At 71.7% G+C, this 14,570-nt stretch carries 16 protein-coding genes; 8 read left to right on the top strand and 8 right to left on the bottom strand.

Annotated elements, in window-relative coordinates; genetic code table 11:
- Window positions 1-343: 343 nt before the first annotated feature.
- Complete coding sequence (dusB, locus tag ACWDVW_RS25900; RefSeq protein WP_449953645.1) at window positions 344-1,513, bottom strand: tRNA dihydrouridine synthase DusB; 1,170 nt, start codon at window positions 1,511-1,513, stop codon at window positions 344-346.
- A 179-nt stretch (window positions 1,514-1,692) separates the two neighbouring features.
- Between dusB and ACWDVW_RS25895 the strand changes: the two genes are divergently transcribed.
- Complete coding sequence (locus tag ACWDVW_RS25895; protein ID WP_449953642.1) at window positions 1,693-2,682, top strand: type IV toxin-antitoxin system AbiEi family antitoxin domain-containing protein; 990 nt, start codon at window positions 1,693-1,695, stop codon at window positions 2,680-2,682.
- Between the two features lie 96 nt (window positions 2,683-2,778).
- Here ACWDVW_RS25895 and ACWDVW_RS25890 read toward each other — a convergent pair whose 3' ends face one another.
- From ACWDVW_RS25890 to ACWDVW_RS25880, 3 genes are all read right to left on the bottom strand, one after another.
- A complete protein-coding gene (locus ACWDVW_RS25890) occupies window positions 2,779-4,158 on the bottom strand; it encodes a glycine--tRNA ligase (RefSeq protein WP_396752901.1) in 1,380 nt (459 codons plus the stop codon).
- 114 nt (window positions 4,159-4,272) lie between these two features.
- Window positions 4,273-4,839 (bottom strand): Rv0361 family membrane protein, encoded by a 567-nt coding sequence (locus tag ACWDVW_RS25885; protein WP_449953656.1) that lies wholly within the window; start codon window positions 4,837-4,839, stop codon window positions 4,273-4,275.
- A gap of 154 nt (window positions 4,840-4,993) precedes the next feature.
- Window positions 4,994-5,335: an antibiotic biosynthesis monooxygenase family protein gene (locus ACWDVW_RS25880; RefSeq protein ID WP_396698710.1), complete on the bottom strand. Its 342-nt coding sequence runs from the start codon at window positions 5,333-5,335 to the stop codon at window positions 4,994-4,996.
- Window positions 5,336-5,364: 29 nt separating this feature from the next.
- Between ACWDVW_RS25880 and ACWDVW_RS25875 the strand changes: the two genes are divergently transcribed.
- From ACWDVW_RS25875 to ACWDVW_RS25845, 7 genes are all read left to right on the top strand, one after another.
- Entirely contained in the window at window positions 5,365-5,622 is a 258-nt protein-coding gene (locus ACWDVW_RS25875) for a hypothetical protein (protein ID WP_449953639.1), read from the top strand.
- 54 nt (window positions 5,623-5,676) lie between these two features.
- Window positions 5,677-6,687, top strand: coding sequence for a metal ABC transporter substrate-binding protein (locus ACWDVW_RS25870; RefSeq protein ID WP_449953637.1), 1,011 nt, complete (start codon window positions 5,677-5,679; stop codon window positions 6,685-6,687).
- Window positions 6,684-7,448 carry a metal ABC transporter ATP-binding protein gene (locus tag ACWDVW_RS25865; protein ID WP_449953635.1) on the top strand — a complete coding sequence of 255 codons (765 nt, stop codon included), beginning with the start codon at window positions 6,684-6,686 and terminating at the stop codon, window positions 7,446-7,448. The genes ACWDVW_RS25870 and ACWDVW_RS25865 overlap by 4 nt, the downstream gene beginning before the upstream one ends.
- On the top strand, window positions 7,445-8,314 hold the full coding sequence (locus ACWDVW_RS25860; RefSeq protein ID WP_449953632.1) for a metal ABC transporter permease: 870 nt from the start codon (window positions 7,445-7,447) through the stop codon (window positions 8,312-8,314). The genes ACWDVW_RS25865 and ACWDVW_RS25860 overlap by 4 nt, the downstream gene beginning before the upstream one ends.
- Window positions 8,315-8,351: 37 nt before the next feature.
- Window positions 8,352-8,651, top strand: coding sequence for an ArsR/SmtB family transcription factor (locus tag ACWDVW_RS25855; protein WP_350699805.1), 300 nt, complete (start codon window positions 8,352-8,354; stop codon window positions 8,649-8,651).
- A gap of 200 nt (window positions 8,652-8,851) precedes the next feature.
- Entirely contained in the window at window positions 8,852-9,247 is a 396-nt protein-coding gene (locus ACWDVW_RS25850; RefSeq protein ID WP_396698721.1) for a Fur family transcriptional regulator, read from the top strand.
- 69 nt (window positions 9,248-9,316) lie between these two features.
- Window positions 9,317-9,925 (top strand): hypothetical protein, encoded by a 609-nt coding sequence (locus ACWDVW_RS25845; protein WP_449953628.1) that lies wholly within the window; start codon window positions 9,317-9,319, stop codon window positions 9,923-9,925.
- Window positions 9,926-10,061: 136 nt separating this feature from the next.
- Here ACWDVW_RS25845 and ACWDVW_RS25840 read toward each other — a convergent pair whose 3' ends face one another.
- From ACWDVW_RS25840 to ACWDVW_RS25825, 4 genes are all read right to left on the bottom strand, one after another.
- Window positions 10,062-11,966 carry an acyl-CoA dehydrogenase family protein gene (locus ACWDVW_RS25840; protein WP_449953625.1) on the bottom strand — a complete coding sequence of 635 codons (1,905 nt, stop codon included), beginning with the start codon at window positions 11,964-11,966 and terminating at the stop codon, window positions 10,062-10,064.
- Window positions 11,967-12,220: 254 nt separating this feature from the next.
- Window positions 12,221-12,721, bottom strand: a complete 501-nt coding sequence (locus tag ACWDVW_RS25835; protein ID WP_449953622.1) for a DUF6328 family protein — start codon at window positions 12,719-12,721, stop codon at window positions 12,221-12,223.
- An 89-nt stretch (window positions 12,722-12,810) separates the two neighbouring features.
- Window positions 12,811-13,560 carry a sugar isomerase domain-containing protein gene (locus ACWDVW_RS25830; protein ID WP_449953620.1) on the bottom strand — a complete coding sequence of 250 codons (750 nt, stop codon included), beginning with the start codon at window positions 13,558-13,560 and terminating at the stop codon, window positions 12,811-12,813.
- Window positions 13,561-13,730: 170 nt separating this feature from the next.
- Window positions 13,731-14,561 carry an alpha/beta fold hydrolase gene (locus ACWDVW_RS25825; RefSeq protein ID WP_449953617.1) on the bottom strand — a complete coding sequence of 277 codons (831 nt, stop codon included), beginning with the start codon at window positions 14,559-14,561 and terminating at the stop codon, window positions 13,731-13,733.
- Window positions 14,562-14,570: the final 9 nt, after the last annotated feature.

Here is a 14,570-nt window from a genome sequence, read left to right as displayed (position 1 = left end):
AAGCCCGCTACGACCTCCACATCGACGACCTCGCCAACTGGATCGCCACCCGCGGCTACGCCACCACCTCCTGACACCACCACGGCCGGCCCCCCCACACAGGGGGCCGGCCATCGTGGCATGCAAGGAAGGGACCCCTACCAACGCCTGATGCATAGGAAGGGACCCCTCCTAACACCCAGCGGCACACCGTCGGAGTACCGGCACGGGCATGCACCGTCGGAGTACCGGCGCGGGCATGCACCGTCGGAGTACCGGCGCGGGCATGCACCGTCGGAGTACCGGCGCGGGCATGCACCGTCGGCCGGTGCGGCGGCGCGCACGGTGGCGAACGGCGGCGGGCTCAGCCGCCCGAGTCGTCCAGCTCGGCGCCCACCGGCACGGTGTCGTCGTCGCGGCTGGCCAGCCAGCCGTCGGGCAGGAAGACCTTGCCCGGGGAGTTGGTCCGGCCCCGGGGCTGACCGAGCGTCTCCACCGGGAACGGCACCGTGGGGTCGAGCTTGCCGAGCAGGTCGTCGAGCTGGGCCAGGGTGTCGATCATCGCCAGCGCTCGGCGCAGCTCACCGCCGATCGGGAAACCCTTCAGGTACCACGCGACGTGCTTACGGAAGTCGGTACAGCCGTCCCGCTCACCCCGGGCCGGGTTGCGGGCCCCGGCGGTGAACTGCGCGACCAACAGCTCGGCATGGCGGCGCATCGTCGTCGCCACCTCGCCGAGGTTCGGCAGTCGCCGCTCGGCACGACCGTCGAACGCGGCCTCCAGGTCGGCGAAGAGCCACGGCCGACCGAGGCAGCCACGCCCGATCACCACCCCGTCCACGCCGGTGTGCGCAACCATCCGCAGCGCGTCGTCGGCCTCCCAGATGTCGCCGTTGCCGAGCACCGGCACGTCCAGCGCCTGCTTGAGGGTGGCGATGGCGTCCCAGTCCGCGGTGCCCGAGTACCGCTGCGCGGCCGTACGCCCGTGCAGGGCGACCGCGACCACTCCGGCGTCCTGGGCGGCGAGGCCCGCCTCGACGTACGTCAGGTGTGTGTCGTCGATGCCCTTGCGCATCTTCACGGTGACCGGCACCCCGGCGGGTGACGCGGCGTCCACCGCGGCCCGCACCAGGCGGGCGAAGAGCCGGCGTCGCCACGGCAGCGCCGCGCCACCGCCCCGGCGGGTGACCTTCGGGACCGGGCAGCCGAAGTTGAGGTCGATGTGGTCGGCGAGGTTTTTCTCGACCACGATCCGTACGGCGGCGGCGGTGGTCTCCGGGTCGGTGCCATAGAGCTGGAGGCTGCGGGGGCTCTCGTCCGCACCGAAGGCGATCATGCGCAGCGTCTTCGGGTTCCGCTCGACCACCGCGACGGTGGTGATCATCTCGCAGACGTAGATGCCGCCGCCCTGCTCTCGGCAGAGTTGGCGGAAGCCGACGTTGGTGATGCCGGCCATCGGCGCCAGCACGACCGGCGGCCACACCTGATGCGGCCCGATGGTCAACGGGCGCAGGACGGGAGCGGTAGTCGGCACGCGCCCAAGTGTAAGGAAGGGTCCCTTCCTAACGCCTCGTGCATAGCAGGGGACCCCTGCTAACGCGACGCATACCACATCGCCAGCGGCCCGGCGGGGTTGTCCACAGGCTCGGCGGCTGTCCACAGGCCCGGCTGGGGGCCACCCACGGGACGAGATCGCGATCGATGCTGTCCGGCATGCGCAGCCTTCCTCCCCACTTCGCCGACCTGGCCGAACACCAGCAGCAGATCGTCAGCCGCGCGCAACTGCTCGCCGCCGGCTTCGACGACATGTATCTCTACCGGCAAACCCGACGGGGCCTGTGGCAGCGGGTGCTGCCCGCCACGTACGCCCTGGTCACCGGCGTTCTGACCGACGAGCAGCGACGGATCTCGGCGGCGCTCTACGCCGGGACGGAAGCGCAGTTGACCGGCCTCGCCGCGCTGGTCTGGTACGGCTTCCGGCAGAGCCCGCGCACCGACGCCGTGCAGCTCGTCGTACCGCATCACGCCCGCCGCACGTCCGCCGGCTTCGCGGTGATCTCGCGGGCCCTGACGCTGGACAGCCGGGCCCGCGCCACGCCGTTCTACCCGGTGTGCTCGCCGGCCCGCGCGGTGGTCGACGCGGCGCGCGGGCTGCGGCAACTCCGTCCGGTGCGGGCCGTCGTCGCCGAGGCCGTGCAGCGGGGGTACGCGGACCTCGCCGACCTGGACGAGGAGATCCGTCGCGCCCGGCGCAGCCGTACGGCGCTGGTCAGGAAGGCGTTCGCCGAGGTGACGCAGGGCGCGCGGTCGGCGCCGGAGGCCGAGCTGCGGGACTGCCTCGCGGCGAGCACGGTGCTGCCGGAGATCCTGTGGAACCCCCGACTGCGGGACGCGGCAGGTCGGGCGGTGCCGACGCCCGACGGCTATCTGCCGGAAGCGGCGGTGGCTCTGGAGGTCGACTCGCAGGAGTACCACTTCCGCCCCGGCGACTGGGCGCGCACCCTCGACCGGCACAACGAGCTGAGCCGGCTGGGTGTGCTGGTGCTGCACTTCACGCCGGCACAGATCCGCCGCGAGCCGCACCGGGTACGGCGGTCGGTGGAGGAGGCGTACGAGTCCCGGCGCGGGCTCGGTGCCGGCGTCCGGTTACGAGTCGACGTATCGGTGATGCCGACACCGCCGCGCGGCGATCCGCGTGGTTGACGGTGTTAGGAAGGGTCCCCTGCTATGCACCAGGCGTTAACAGGGGACCCTTCCTTTCACGTCGGCAGCGCTTCGGCAGTGCTACCGCAGCGCGCGTCAGCAGCCGGGGAGGTGGTCGATCAGGTAGCGCTCGACCTGGTCCAGCGCGATCCGCTCCTGGGCCATGGTGTCCCGGTTCCGGATGGTCACCGCGTTGTCGTCGAGCGTGTCGAAGTCGACCGTGACGCAGAACGGGGTGCCGATCTCGTCCTGCCGGCGGTAGCGGCGCCCGATCGCCTGCGAGTCGTCGAACTCGACCACCCAGCGCTTGCGCAGGTCGGCGGCGAGCTGCTTGGCCTTGGGCGAGAGCGCCTCGTTGCGGGAGAGCGGGAGCACCGCCACCTTCACCGGGGCCAGCCGGGGGTCGAAGCGCATCACGGTGCGCTTGTCCACGCCGCCCTTGGTGTTCGGCGCCTCGTCCTCGTCGTACGCCTCCAGCAGGAACGCCAGCACCGCGCGGGTGAGGCCGGCGGCCGGCTCGATCACGTACGGGACCCAGCGCTCCTGCTTGGTCTGGTCGAAGTACGACAGGTCGACGCCGGAGTGCTTGCTGTGCGTGGACAGGTCGAAGTCGGTGCGGTTGGCGATGCCCTCCAGCTCGGCGAACTCGGTGCCGCCGAACCGGAACTTGTACTCGATGTCGACGGTGCGCTTCGAGTAGTGCGAGAGCTTCTCCTGCGGGTGCTCGAAGAAGCGCAGGTTCTCCTCGGCCAGACCGAGGTCGATGTACCAGTTCCAGCGCTCCTGCAACCAGTACTCGTGCCACTGCTCGTCGGTGCCGGGCTCGACGAAGAACTCCATCTCCATCTGCTCGAACTCGCGGGTGCGGAAGATGAAGTTGCCCGGGGTGATCTCGTTGCGGAACGACTTGCCCGTCTGCGCGATGCCGAACGGCGGCTTCTTGCGGGCGACGGTCTCGACGTTCTTGTAGTTGACGAAGATGCCCTGGGCGGTCTCCGGCCGCAGGTAGTGCAGGCCCTCGTCGCTCTCCACCGGGCCCAGGTAGGTCTTCATCAGGCCGTTGAACATCCGTGGCTCGGTGAAGGTGCCCTTGTTGCCGCAGTTGGGGCAGTTCAGCTCGGTCAGGGCGGCCAGCGGCTTGCCGTGCTTGGCCTCGTACGCCTCTTCCAGATGGTCGGCGCGGAACCGCTTGTGGCAGGACTGGCACTCGGTCAGCGGGTCGACGAAGGCGTCCAGGTGACCGGAGGCGGCCCACACGTCGCGCGACAGGATCACCGCGGAGTCCAGACCCACCACGTCGTCACGCTGCTGGACCATGGTCTTCCACCACTGCCGGCGGACGTTCTCCTTGAGCTCCACGCCGAGCGGACCGTAGTCCCACGCCGACCGGGTGCCTCCGTAGATCTCGCTGGAGGGGAAGACGAATCCTCGACGCTTGGCGAGGCTGACGACGGCGTCGATACGGTCGGCTGGCATTTTTCCTCCTACGCCGACTGGCGGTCGGCGGGGACAGTGTGGGATGAATCGAACGGTCCGGGACCACGGTACGACCCCGCCGGTCCTCGGACCCAGCACATTACCTGCGGCCGGTCAGTTGACTCCGCAGACCTCCATGCCGCCGGTCTGCTGGTCCTGCTGGAGCACGACCTGCTGGCGCTCCTGGCCGCCACCGCTGAAGGTCACGTCCACCGGCACGGTCAGCGTGGTGGTGTCCACCTGGCCGACCCGGTAGGAGGAGATCTGCGGTTCGGCCGCCGACCGACGCTCGAACTCCTGCCGTGACTCGCGCCGCCGGGCGTCCTCGCAGAGCTGGTCGTAGGCCCGGCCGAACTCGCCGTCGGCCAGCGCCCGGTAGTAGTCGCCGGAGACGGTGCGTCCCTGCTCGTCGATCGCCTGCACCCCGCTGACCAGCAGGCCGACCACGGCCGTACCGCCGCCACCGCAGCACAGCACCAGGGCCAGCGCTCCGGCGCCGAGGCCGAGCCAGAGCCGGGTACGGCCGCCCTCGGTCGGTGGGGCCGCGAACGGCGGGGCCACGCCCGGCCCGGCGGGCGGCGCCGGTGTGCCGGGGTCCGATCCGCCGGACGGCGGCGGGAAGCCGGGGCCACCGCCGGACGAGGGCGGGACACCGGGAGCACCGGTGGGCGCAGGCGGCATGCCGGGGCCGCCGGTGGGCGGCACGCCGGACGGGGCCGGTGGCGGGCCGGGATCGCCCGGGGCCTGAGGTCCCTGCTGGCCGGGCAGCGGCTGGTGCGGTGGTGGGGCTGCCGGTCCGGGAGCGGTCATGGGAGCCAGCGTAGTGCCCGGCGGCTCACCGGTAAGGACCCGCAGCACGATCGCTGGCAGCCACCACCACGTCCCCACCGGGCGCCGCGGTCGCCAACGGCTCGTACGCGGACGGCTCGTCGATGCTCTCGGCGAGCAGCGGGACGGCGGTGACCTTGACGTCGAAACCGCCCAACGCCCGGCGGTAGGTGCCCACCGACTCCCACTCCGTCACCAGGCACCAGTGGCGTGGGTCGTCCAGGGCCCGGACGAGTTGTCCCCGCAGGTAGCCGGGCCGGGCGGCGAGCGCGGCGAGGGCCGCGTGGGCCCGTCCGGCGAAGTCCTCGGCGGCGTCTTCCTCGACCACGAACCGGTTGGTCACCAGCACCGGCTCCCCCTCCTCGTAGAGTCTGTGGGATGCAGCGTACGCAGCGCGGGATCCACGAACGGTTGGCCCGGGCCAACCCGACCACGGTGTTCCTGATCACCCTGTTCCTGATGCTGGTCGCGTTCTTCGTCCCGGGGGTGGTCGGCGGGCTGTTGACCTTGACGATCGCCGCCGCGCTGGCCGCGCTGCTGGTGACGACCTGGCAGGTGCAGACCCCGCCCACGCGGGCGATCCGGCTGCTGGCACTCGCCCTGCTGGTCACCGTCGGTCTGGTGAAGCTGCTCTGACATGCACTCATGCGTTTTTGACAATCATTGTCGTTGTCGCGGAGAGTCGGTGTCATGACCTACCGCACCGCTCCGCGCGCTCTGGCCACCGCCACGGCCGCCCTGCTCGCCCTGGGTGGCGTCACCGCCTGCTCGACCGAGGACAGCCCGGCCGGTGCCGACCCGAATCGGATCGACGTGGTGGCCGGCTTCTACCCGTTGCAGTTCCTCGCCGAGCAGATCGGCGGCGACGCGGTGGCGGTGACGAACCTGGCCCGTCCCGGCGCCGAGCCGCACGACCTGGAGCTGAACCCGGGGCAGGTCGGCCAGATCAGCGAGGCGGAGCTGATCATCTTCCTGCACGGCTTCCAGCCCGCGGTGGACGAGGCGATCGACCAGAACGGCGGTGACCGCGCCTTCGACGTGGCGACCGTGGAGCCGCTGCTCGACGCCGCCGCCGGCGGCCACACCCACAGCCACGGCGACGACGACCACGGTCACGAGGACGACGACCACGGTCACGACCACGACGAGGAGAAGAAGCCAGCCGAGGAGACCTCGGACGGCGCCAAGGACCCGCACGTCTGGCTGGACCCGACCCGACTGGCCACCATCGGCGACAAGCTGGCCGAGCGCCTCGGCACCGTCGACCCGGACCGGGCCGGCGAGTACACCCAGCGGGCGACCACCCTGCGTACCGAGCTGGAGAAGCTGGACACCGAGTTCAGCGAGGGGCTGAAGACCTGCCAGCGGCGCGAGATCGTGGTCAGCCACACCGCGTTCGGCTACCTGGCACAGAAGTACGAGCTGGAGCAGATCGGCATCACCGGGCTCTCCCCGGAGGACGAGCCGTCGCCGCAGCGGCTGGCCGCGGTCACCGAAGAGGCGCGGGAGCACGGCGCCACCACGATCTTCTTCGAGACGCTGGTGAGCCCGAAGGTCGCCGAGACCATCGCCAAGGAGGTCGGCGCCCAGACCGCGGTGCTCGATCCGATCGAGGGTCTGTCCGCCGACAACGGCGGGGACTACCTTTCGGTGATGCGTACCAACCTGCAGACCTTGAGGACGGCGTTGAGCTGCTCGTGACACCTGACGTCATCACCGTGGAGCACGGGGTGGTCGGCTACGACGGCCGCCCCGTGCTCCGCGACGTGTCCCTGACCGTGACCACCGGCGAGGTGGTCGCGGTCCTCGGCGCCAACGGCTCCGGCAAGTCCACCCTGATCCGCGCCGTGCTCGGGCTCGTCCCGCTCACCGCCGGCTCGGTCACCCTCTTCGGTCACCGGGTACGCCGGTTCCGGCAGTGGCAGCGGCTCGGCTACGTGCCCCAGCGGCTCGGCGCGGGCAGCGGCGTACCGGCCACCGTGGCCGAGGTCGTCGCCTCCGGCCGGCTGGCCCGTCGAGGCATCCTGCGTCCGCCCGGCCGGGCCGACCGGGAGGCGGTGGCGGAGGCGTTGCGCGCAGTGGGCCTCGCCGACCGGGCCAAGGACCCCGTCTCCACGCTCTCCGGCGGGCAGCAGCAACGCACCCTGATCGCCCGCGCCCTGGCCGGACGCCCGGAGCTGCTGGTGCTCGACGAACCGACGGCAGGGGTGGACGCGGCCAGCCAGGAGGCGTTCGCCGGGGCCCTGCGCGGCTTCGTCGACGACGGCGGCACGGTCCTGCTCGTCGCGCACGAGCTGGGCCCGCTCCGGCCGCTGATCAGCCGCGCGATCGTCGTACACCAGGGGCAGATCGCGCACGACGGCGCGGTCCCGGACCCGGCCGGGCACCACGCGGAGCCGGACCACGACCACGTGCATCCGCACGGTCCCGAGGAGCCCGCCGGCATGTGGAGCACAAGGTGAGTCTCTTCCAGTACGAATTCATGCTGCGCGCCCTGATCGGCGCGCTGATCATCGGGCTGGCCGCCCCGGCGCTCGGCATCTATCTGGTGCAGCGGCGACTCGCCCTGATCGGCGACGGCATCGGGCACGTGGCGCTCACCGGCGTCGGTGCCGGCCTGCTGTTCCAGACCTCCCCGGTGATCATGGCGGTGATCGCGGCCACCATCGGGGCGATCACCATCGAGCTGATCCGCGAACGCGGTCGCACCTCCGGCGACCTGGCACTGGCCCTGCTGTTCTACGGCGGCATCGCCGGTGGCGTGGTCCTGGTGGGGCTCTCCGACAGCACCAGCGCCAACCTCAACGCGTACCTCTTCGGTGCGTTGACCACGACCTCCCGCGACGACCTGGTCACCATCGCGGTGCTCGGCGTGGCGGTGCTGGCGGCGATGCTGGCGCTGCGGCCCGCGCTGTTCGCGGTCTGCCACGACGAGGAGTACGCCCGAGTCTCCGGTCTGCCGGTACGCGCGCTGAACCTGCTGCTGGCGATCACCACCGCGATCACCGTCACGATCGCCATGCGGGCCGTCGGCGTCCTGCTGATCAGCGCGTTGATGGTCGTCCCGGTGGCCACCGCACAGCAGGTCACCCGGGGGTTCCGCAGCACCATGACGGCGGCCATGGCACTGGGCCTGTTCGCCGCCGGTGCGGGCATCTGGATGGCGGCGCTCGCCGACACCGCGCCCGGCGCCTCGGTGGTGGTCCTCGCGATCGCCTCGTTCGTGGTGGTCACCCTGCTGGCCGCCGCCTGGCGCCGGCTCCGCCGCTCCCGCCCGCAGCCCACACCCGATCCGGAACCACACGAGGTGGTGCTCAGCCGGTCCTGATCACGGGTTCCGCTTCGGTATTGGTTACCGTTGCAGGGTGACCAGCGGATCCGGCTATGACGCCTTCGAGGGTGCCAGCGAGCTCCTGCGCGCCCTCTCGGCGCCGATCCGGCTCGCCATCGTCAGCGAGCTGGCCGACGGCGAGCGCTGCGTGCACGAGCTGGTGGATAAACTCGGCGTCGCGCAACCGTTGGTCTCCCAGCACCTGCGGGTGCTGCGCGGGGCCGGCGTCGTACGCGGCTCGCGGCGGGGCCGGGAGATCGCGTACGCCCTGGTCGACGAGCATGTCGCGCACATCGTCGCCGACGCGGTCAGCCATGCCGGGGAGGAATCATGAGCGAGCGCTTCATCAGGCACAGCGCAGATGCCGGCACGCAGCGAAGCGGAGGGTCGGCATGAGCGAGCCACGCGAGCGAATCATCAAGCTCAGCACAAATGCCGGCACGCAGCGAAGCGGAGTGACGGCATGAGCGAGCCACGCGAGCGAATCATCAGGCACAGCACAAATGCCGGCACGCAGCGAAGCGGAGTGACGGCATGAGCGAGAGTGCGGTGGTCCGGAACACCCGCCAGCGGTCGGCGGTGAGCGCGTTGCTGGCCGAGCTGGAGGGCTTCCACAGCGCCCAGGACCTGCACGCGATGCTGCGTGATCGCGGCGAGCGGGTCGGGTTGACCACGGTCTACCGGACGTTGCAGGGTCTCGCCGACGCGGGCGAGATCGACGTGATGCGCCCGCCCGGCGGCGAGCACCTCTACCGCAGGTGCAGCGAGGGGCATCACCACCATCTGGTCTGCCGGGCCTGCGGTCGTACGGTCGAGGTGGCCGGGCCGACGGTGGAGAACTGGGCCGACCGGGTGGCGGCTCAGCACGGCTTCACCGACGTCAGCCACACCCTGGAGATCTTCGGGACCTGCCCGGACTGCGCCCGCTGATCCTGCGTACTCCAGGATCGGGCGTCCGTGGGAGTGCCCGCCGCGCCCGAGCGTGGCACGCTGTCCGGCGTGAAGATCTACGCTGATCGTTTCCCGACCGCGCTGCGCCAGTTCCTCACCGATCTGCTCGTCGTCGCCTGGGTGTACGCGGCGATCCGAGGTGCGCTCTGGCTGCACGACCTGGTGCAGAAGCTGGCCGTACCCGGGCAGAAGCTGGAGGGGGCCGGCGGTGGGCTGGCCGACAACCTTGCCGACGCGGGCGGCAAGGTCGGCCGGGTGCCGTTGGTGGGCGACGAGCTGACCGGCCCGTTCGAGCGGGCGGCCGGCGCGGCCCGGTCGCTCGCCGAGGCCGGGCGTGACCAGCAGGAGTTGGTCGACCAGTTGGCAGTGGCGCTGGCCGTCGGGCTACTCATCGTCCCGCTGGGGCTGGTGCTGTTCGGCTGGCTGCCGCTGCGGGTGCGCTGGATGCGGCGAGCCGCTTCGGCGGCGGCCCTGGCCGCCGCGCCCGCCGGTCGGGACCTGCTGGCCCTGCGCGCCCTGGCCGGTCAGCCGCTGCGCAAGCTCACCCGGATCTCCCCCGACGTCGCCGAGGAGTGGCGGCGCGGCGACGACACCACCGTCAACGCCCTGGCCGCCCTCGAACTCCGCCGCCTCGGCCTCCACGACCCCCACCACTGACCCCCACCCCACCCCCACCTCTCCCCCACCCCACCCCCACCCCCCGCCGGGTTGATCAAGAAGTTTGCGCCGTCCGAGCCGACGAGCCATGGCCAAAACTTCTTGATCAACGCCGCAAAGCGAGGGTGGGGGTGGGTCAGGTGGGTGGGGGGAGGCGGCGGCGGGCGTTCGTGGGGACGGTGGAGGGGCCGGGGGTCCAGGGGGCCACCCAGGGGCGGTCGGCCGGTGGTGGGATGACGCCGTCCTCCAGAGCGCTGTAGCGGCCGGCGAGGATGCGCTTGGCGGCCACCACGTCGACCGAGTCGGTGTTCTCCCACAGGGCGGTGAACAGGGCGTCGATCCGGACCCGGGCCTGGCGGCAGAAGAGGTCGGCCAGCTCCACGTTCTCCGGTCGCTCCGCGCGCTCGGCATGGGCCCGTACGCAGACCGCGCTCATCGCGAACAGCTCGGCCCCGATGTCCACCACCCGGCCCAGGAACGCCTGCTTGCGTTCCATCCTGCCCTGCCAGCGGGACATCGCATAGAACGTGGACCGGGCCAGCTTCCGGGAGGCGCGCTCGACGTGCCGCAGGTGTGCGGCGAGCGGGCCGTACTCGGCGTACGCGCTGGGTTGTTGGCCCTTGCCGACCGCGAGGGTCGGCAACCAGCGGGCGTAGAACGCGCCCGCTCGCGCGCCGGCTCTGGCCTTGCGCGCCAGTCCGGCGTCGGGGTCGATGATGTCCCCGGCCACGGAGAGGTGCGCGTCCACCGCCTCGCGGGCGATCAGCAGGTGCATGATCTCGGTGGAGCCCTCGAAGATCCGGTTGATCCGCAGGTCCCGCAGCATCTGCTCGACGGCGGCCGGCCGCTCCCCTCGGGCGGCCAGCGAGTCGGCGGTCTCGTATCCCCGGCCGCCCCGGATCTGGACCAGCTCGTCGGCGATCCGCCAGGCCATCTCGCTGGCGTAGAGCTTCACCAGCGCCGCCTCGATCCGGATGTCGTTGCGGTCGTCGTCGGCGAGCAGGCAGCAGAGGTCCAGCATGGTCTCCATGCCGTACGTGGTGGCGGCGATGAAGGACAGTTTCTGCGCGACCGCCTCGTGTTCGCCGACCGGCCGTCCCCACTGGACCCGCTCGGCGGACCACTCGCGGGCCACGTGCAGCGCCCACTTGCCGGCGCCCACGCACATCGCCGGCAGCGACAGTCGACCGGTGGTCAGGGTGCTCAGCGCGATCCGCAGGCCCTTGCCCTCGCCGCCGATGACGTTCTCGTTGGGCACGAGGACGTCGTGGAAGCGGGTCAGGCTGTTCTCCAGGCCACGCAGGCCGACGAACTCGTTGCGGCGCTCGACGGTGATGCCCTCGGCGTCGCCGTCGACCACGAACGCGGTGATGCCGCCCCGACGTCCCTCGGTCTTCGGCACCCGGGCCATCACCACGAGTTGGGTGGCCACGGTGCCGTTGGTGGCCCACAGCTTCACGCCGTTGATCCGGTAGCCGGTGCCGTCCGGGGTCGGCTCGGCGGTGGTGCCCAGCCGGGCCGGGTCGGAGCCGACGTCCGGCTCGGTGAGCAGGAACGCGGAGACCTCGCCGGCCGCCAGCCGAGGCAGGAAGCGCTGCTTCTGCTCCTCGGTGCCGAACATCTTCAACGGCTGCGGCACACCGATCGACTGGTGTGCCGAGAGCAGCGCGCCGATCGCCGGGCTGACCGAGCCGACCAGCATCAACGCCCGGCAGTAGTGCAGGTTGCTCAGCCCGAGTCCGCCGTACTCCCGACCGATCTTCATGCCGAACGCGCCGAGTCCGGCCAGGCCCTGGAAGACCTCGTCGGGGATGCGGGCGTCGCGATCGATGGCGGCACCGTCCACCTCGGAGGCGACGTACGCGCGCAGCCGGGCGAGGAACTCGCCGGCGCGTTCGTCCTCTGCCGGGTCCGGCCGGGGCCAGGGGTCGATCAGGTCGAGCCGGAGCCGGCCCAGGAAGAGTTCCTTGCCGAAGCTCGGCCGGTCCCAAGCGTCCTGTCGGGCCGCCTCGGCGACCTGGCGGGCCTCCTTCTCGGACACCTGTTTCTCGGACGACACACGACCCGCCGCATCGGGCGGCGGGTCGGTGTCCTGGTGGTCGTTGGCGGGTGGACGGTGGTTCTCGGCGACGGCCACGGCAACCCCCGGGAGCTGGATCCGGCATTCGGACTGTTCCGCCTGCTCGGCAGGCTACCCACGTGGTGTTACCCAGCGGTAGTCACGGTTATCCATCGCCGGACCGGCCCCTCGCGGAGCCGGCTCCCGTCCCGCCCCGACCGTTCAGCCCCGACCGTTCAGCCCGGGGAGAGCCCGCTCGGGTCCTCCTCGTCGTCGATGTCGTCGTCACCCCAGTTGCGGCGGCTGAACGGCAGGATCATCCAGAACGTGAGGAACCACAGGCCGGTGACCGCACTGAGCAGGAAGGCGATCGGGCGGGCGAGCACGAAGTCGGTGATCAGCAGTACCGAGCTGACCATCGCGACCAGCATGAAGGCGAGACCGGCGCTGGCCATCTTGTGGGCGAACTGCACCAGCTCCGGTTTGCGGCCCTGACGGAACAGCGCCCGGTGGAAGGCCACCGGCGAGATGATCATCGCGGTGGCGCCGGCCGCCGCGATCAGCGCGACGACGTAGACGTCGCGCTGGAATTCTGTGGTACGCGTGAAGCCGTTACTGAACGGCAGGGTGAGCAGGAAGGCGAAGAGGATCTGTACGCCGGTCTGCGCGACCCGCAACTCCTGAAGCAGGTCAGCGAAGTTCCGCTGCCAGCGCTGCTTCTCGGTCTCCTTGGACACCGCGAACCTCCGAGGGAACACGCTCCACCCGGTCGGAACCCCCGACCGGCGGAACGCAGATGCCCCGCCGCGCACCACCCGAAACCGACTCAGGAACCGCGCCGGATCCGCTCTGCGTAACGGGCTTCCAGCGCGTCGTTGTGCGCGTCGCCACCGGCGATGTTGGCCGACAGGTAGACCGGCGGCTGCTCGTCGGCGGCCAGCAGCCGGGCCACCACCTCGACCACGATCTGCTGGGCCAGCAACGCCGCCGTGATCGAGGAGACCGCGCCCACCGCACCGCCGGACGGCAGCGGCAGGGTCGCGTCCCCGTACGGGGCGCCGTTGTCCAGCACCACGTCGGCGAAGTCGGCGAGCTTGCGCCCGGACGGGTGCCGGGACTCCATCCGGGCCGAGTGCTGTGCGGAGGTGATCGCCACCAGCGGATGACCCCGCGCGACGACCAGCGAGGCGAACTCCACCATCGCCCCGTTCACTCCCGAGTTCGAGGCGAGCACGAAGACGTCACGCGGGCCGGTCGGGGCGAGGTCGTAGAGGCGGCGCGCGACCGACGGGTCCCGCTCCAGTTTCGGGCCCAGCACGTCGGCTGGCTCCCCACCGTGCAGCACCAGGTCCCGCAGGGCGATCCGGTTGGTCGGCACCAACCCGCCGGCCCGGCCGGCGATCTCCATCGCCAGGGCCTCCGAGTGACCGGTGCCGAAGGCGTGCACCACCCCGTCGGCGCGGATCGCCTCGGCGATCAGGTCGGCCGCCCGGCCCACCTGCTCCCGCTGGCTGGCCGCCACCCGGGTCATCGTCGCGGTCACCTCGGCCAGGTAGCCCTCGGCACTCACCGTCATGCGCTCTCCCGCCTCCCTCGGATCGCCGCCGCCGACGACCCCACCCAGCTTCCCGCACGGCCCGTACAGCCGTCCGGCCGGTCCGCCAGCCGGTCCGACGGACGGGCGGACGGGCGGTCCCGGGTCGACGAGGCGCTCCCGCTGCGACGCCGGCAGGTGGGCGTCGGCGCTCAGGCGGTCGGGCGGGCGCGGAACAGGATCGCCTCGGCCAGCGGCGTCGGCGCCTCGTCCGGGATCCAGTGGCTGACGCCGGACAGCTCGACGAGGCGGTAGTCGCCGCTCACGTGTGCGGCGCAGGCTTGCGCAGCGGTCCGTCCGATGGCGACGTCGCGATCGCTCCAGACGAAGGTGGTCGGCACCGACACCGGGCCGACCGCCGCCAGCTCGGAGCGGGACATCGCCCGATACCAGTTCAGCGCCGCGGTGAGCGCGCCCGGCTCGCGCAGCGGATCGGCGTACGCGGCGACCCGAGCGTCGTCGCCGACGTCGCGCAACAGCCGCCGCAACCCGAGCGCGTCGAGGGCCAGCAGCGTCTTCTCCGCCACGCCCGCCTTCCGGAACAGCAGCATGTACGCCGAGCGCGCCTTCTGCTGCGGGTCGTTGGCCAGCGCGTGCGCCATGGCGGCCGGGTGCGGCACGGAGACCGCGGTGAGCGTACGCACCCGGTCGGGGTGGCCGGCGGCGAGCGCCCAGGCGACGATGGCGCCCCAGTCGTGGCCGACCACGTGCGCCCGCGTCACGCCGAGCGCGTCGAGCACCGCCACCGCGTCGGCGACCAACTCCCCCAGCCGGTACGCCGCCACCTCGCTCGGCCGCGCCTGCGGCGAGTAGCCCCGCTGGTCCAGCGCGTACGTGCGCAGGCCCGCCCCGTGCAGGACGGGCGCCACCGCGTCCCACTCGCCGGAGTTCTGCGGAAAGCCGTGCAGCAGCAGCACCGGCTCACCCGACTCGGGGCCACCGGGGTGGATCTCGAACCGCAGACCTCGGGCGTCGACGTGCATGCCCGGAAC

The organism is Micromonospora sp. NPDC003241, assembly GCF_053589795.1.
Note: the sequence above shows the minus strand (reverse complement) of the source record. Positions and strands in the feature narration are given on the sequence as shown.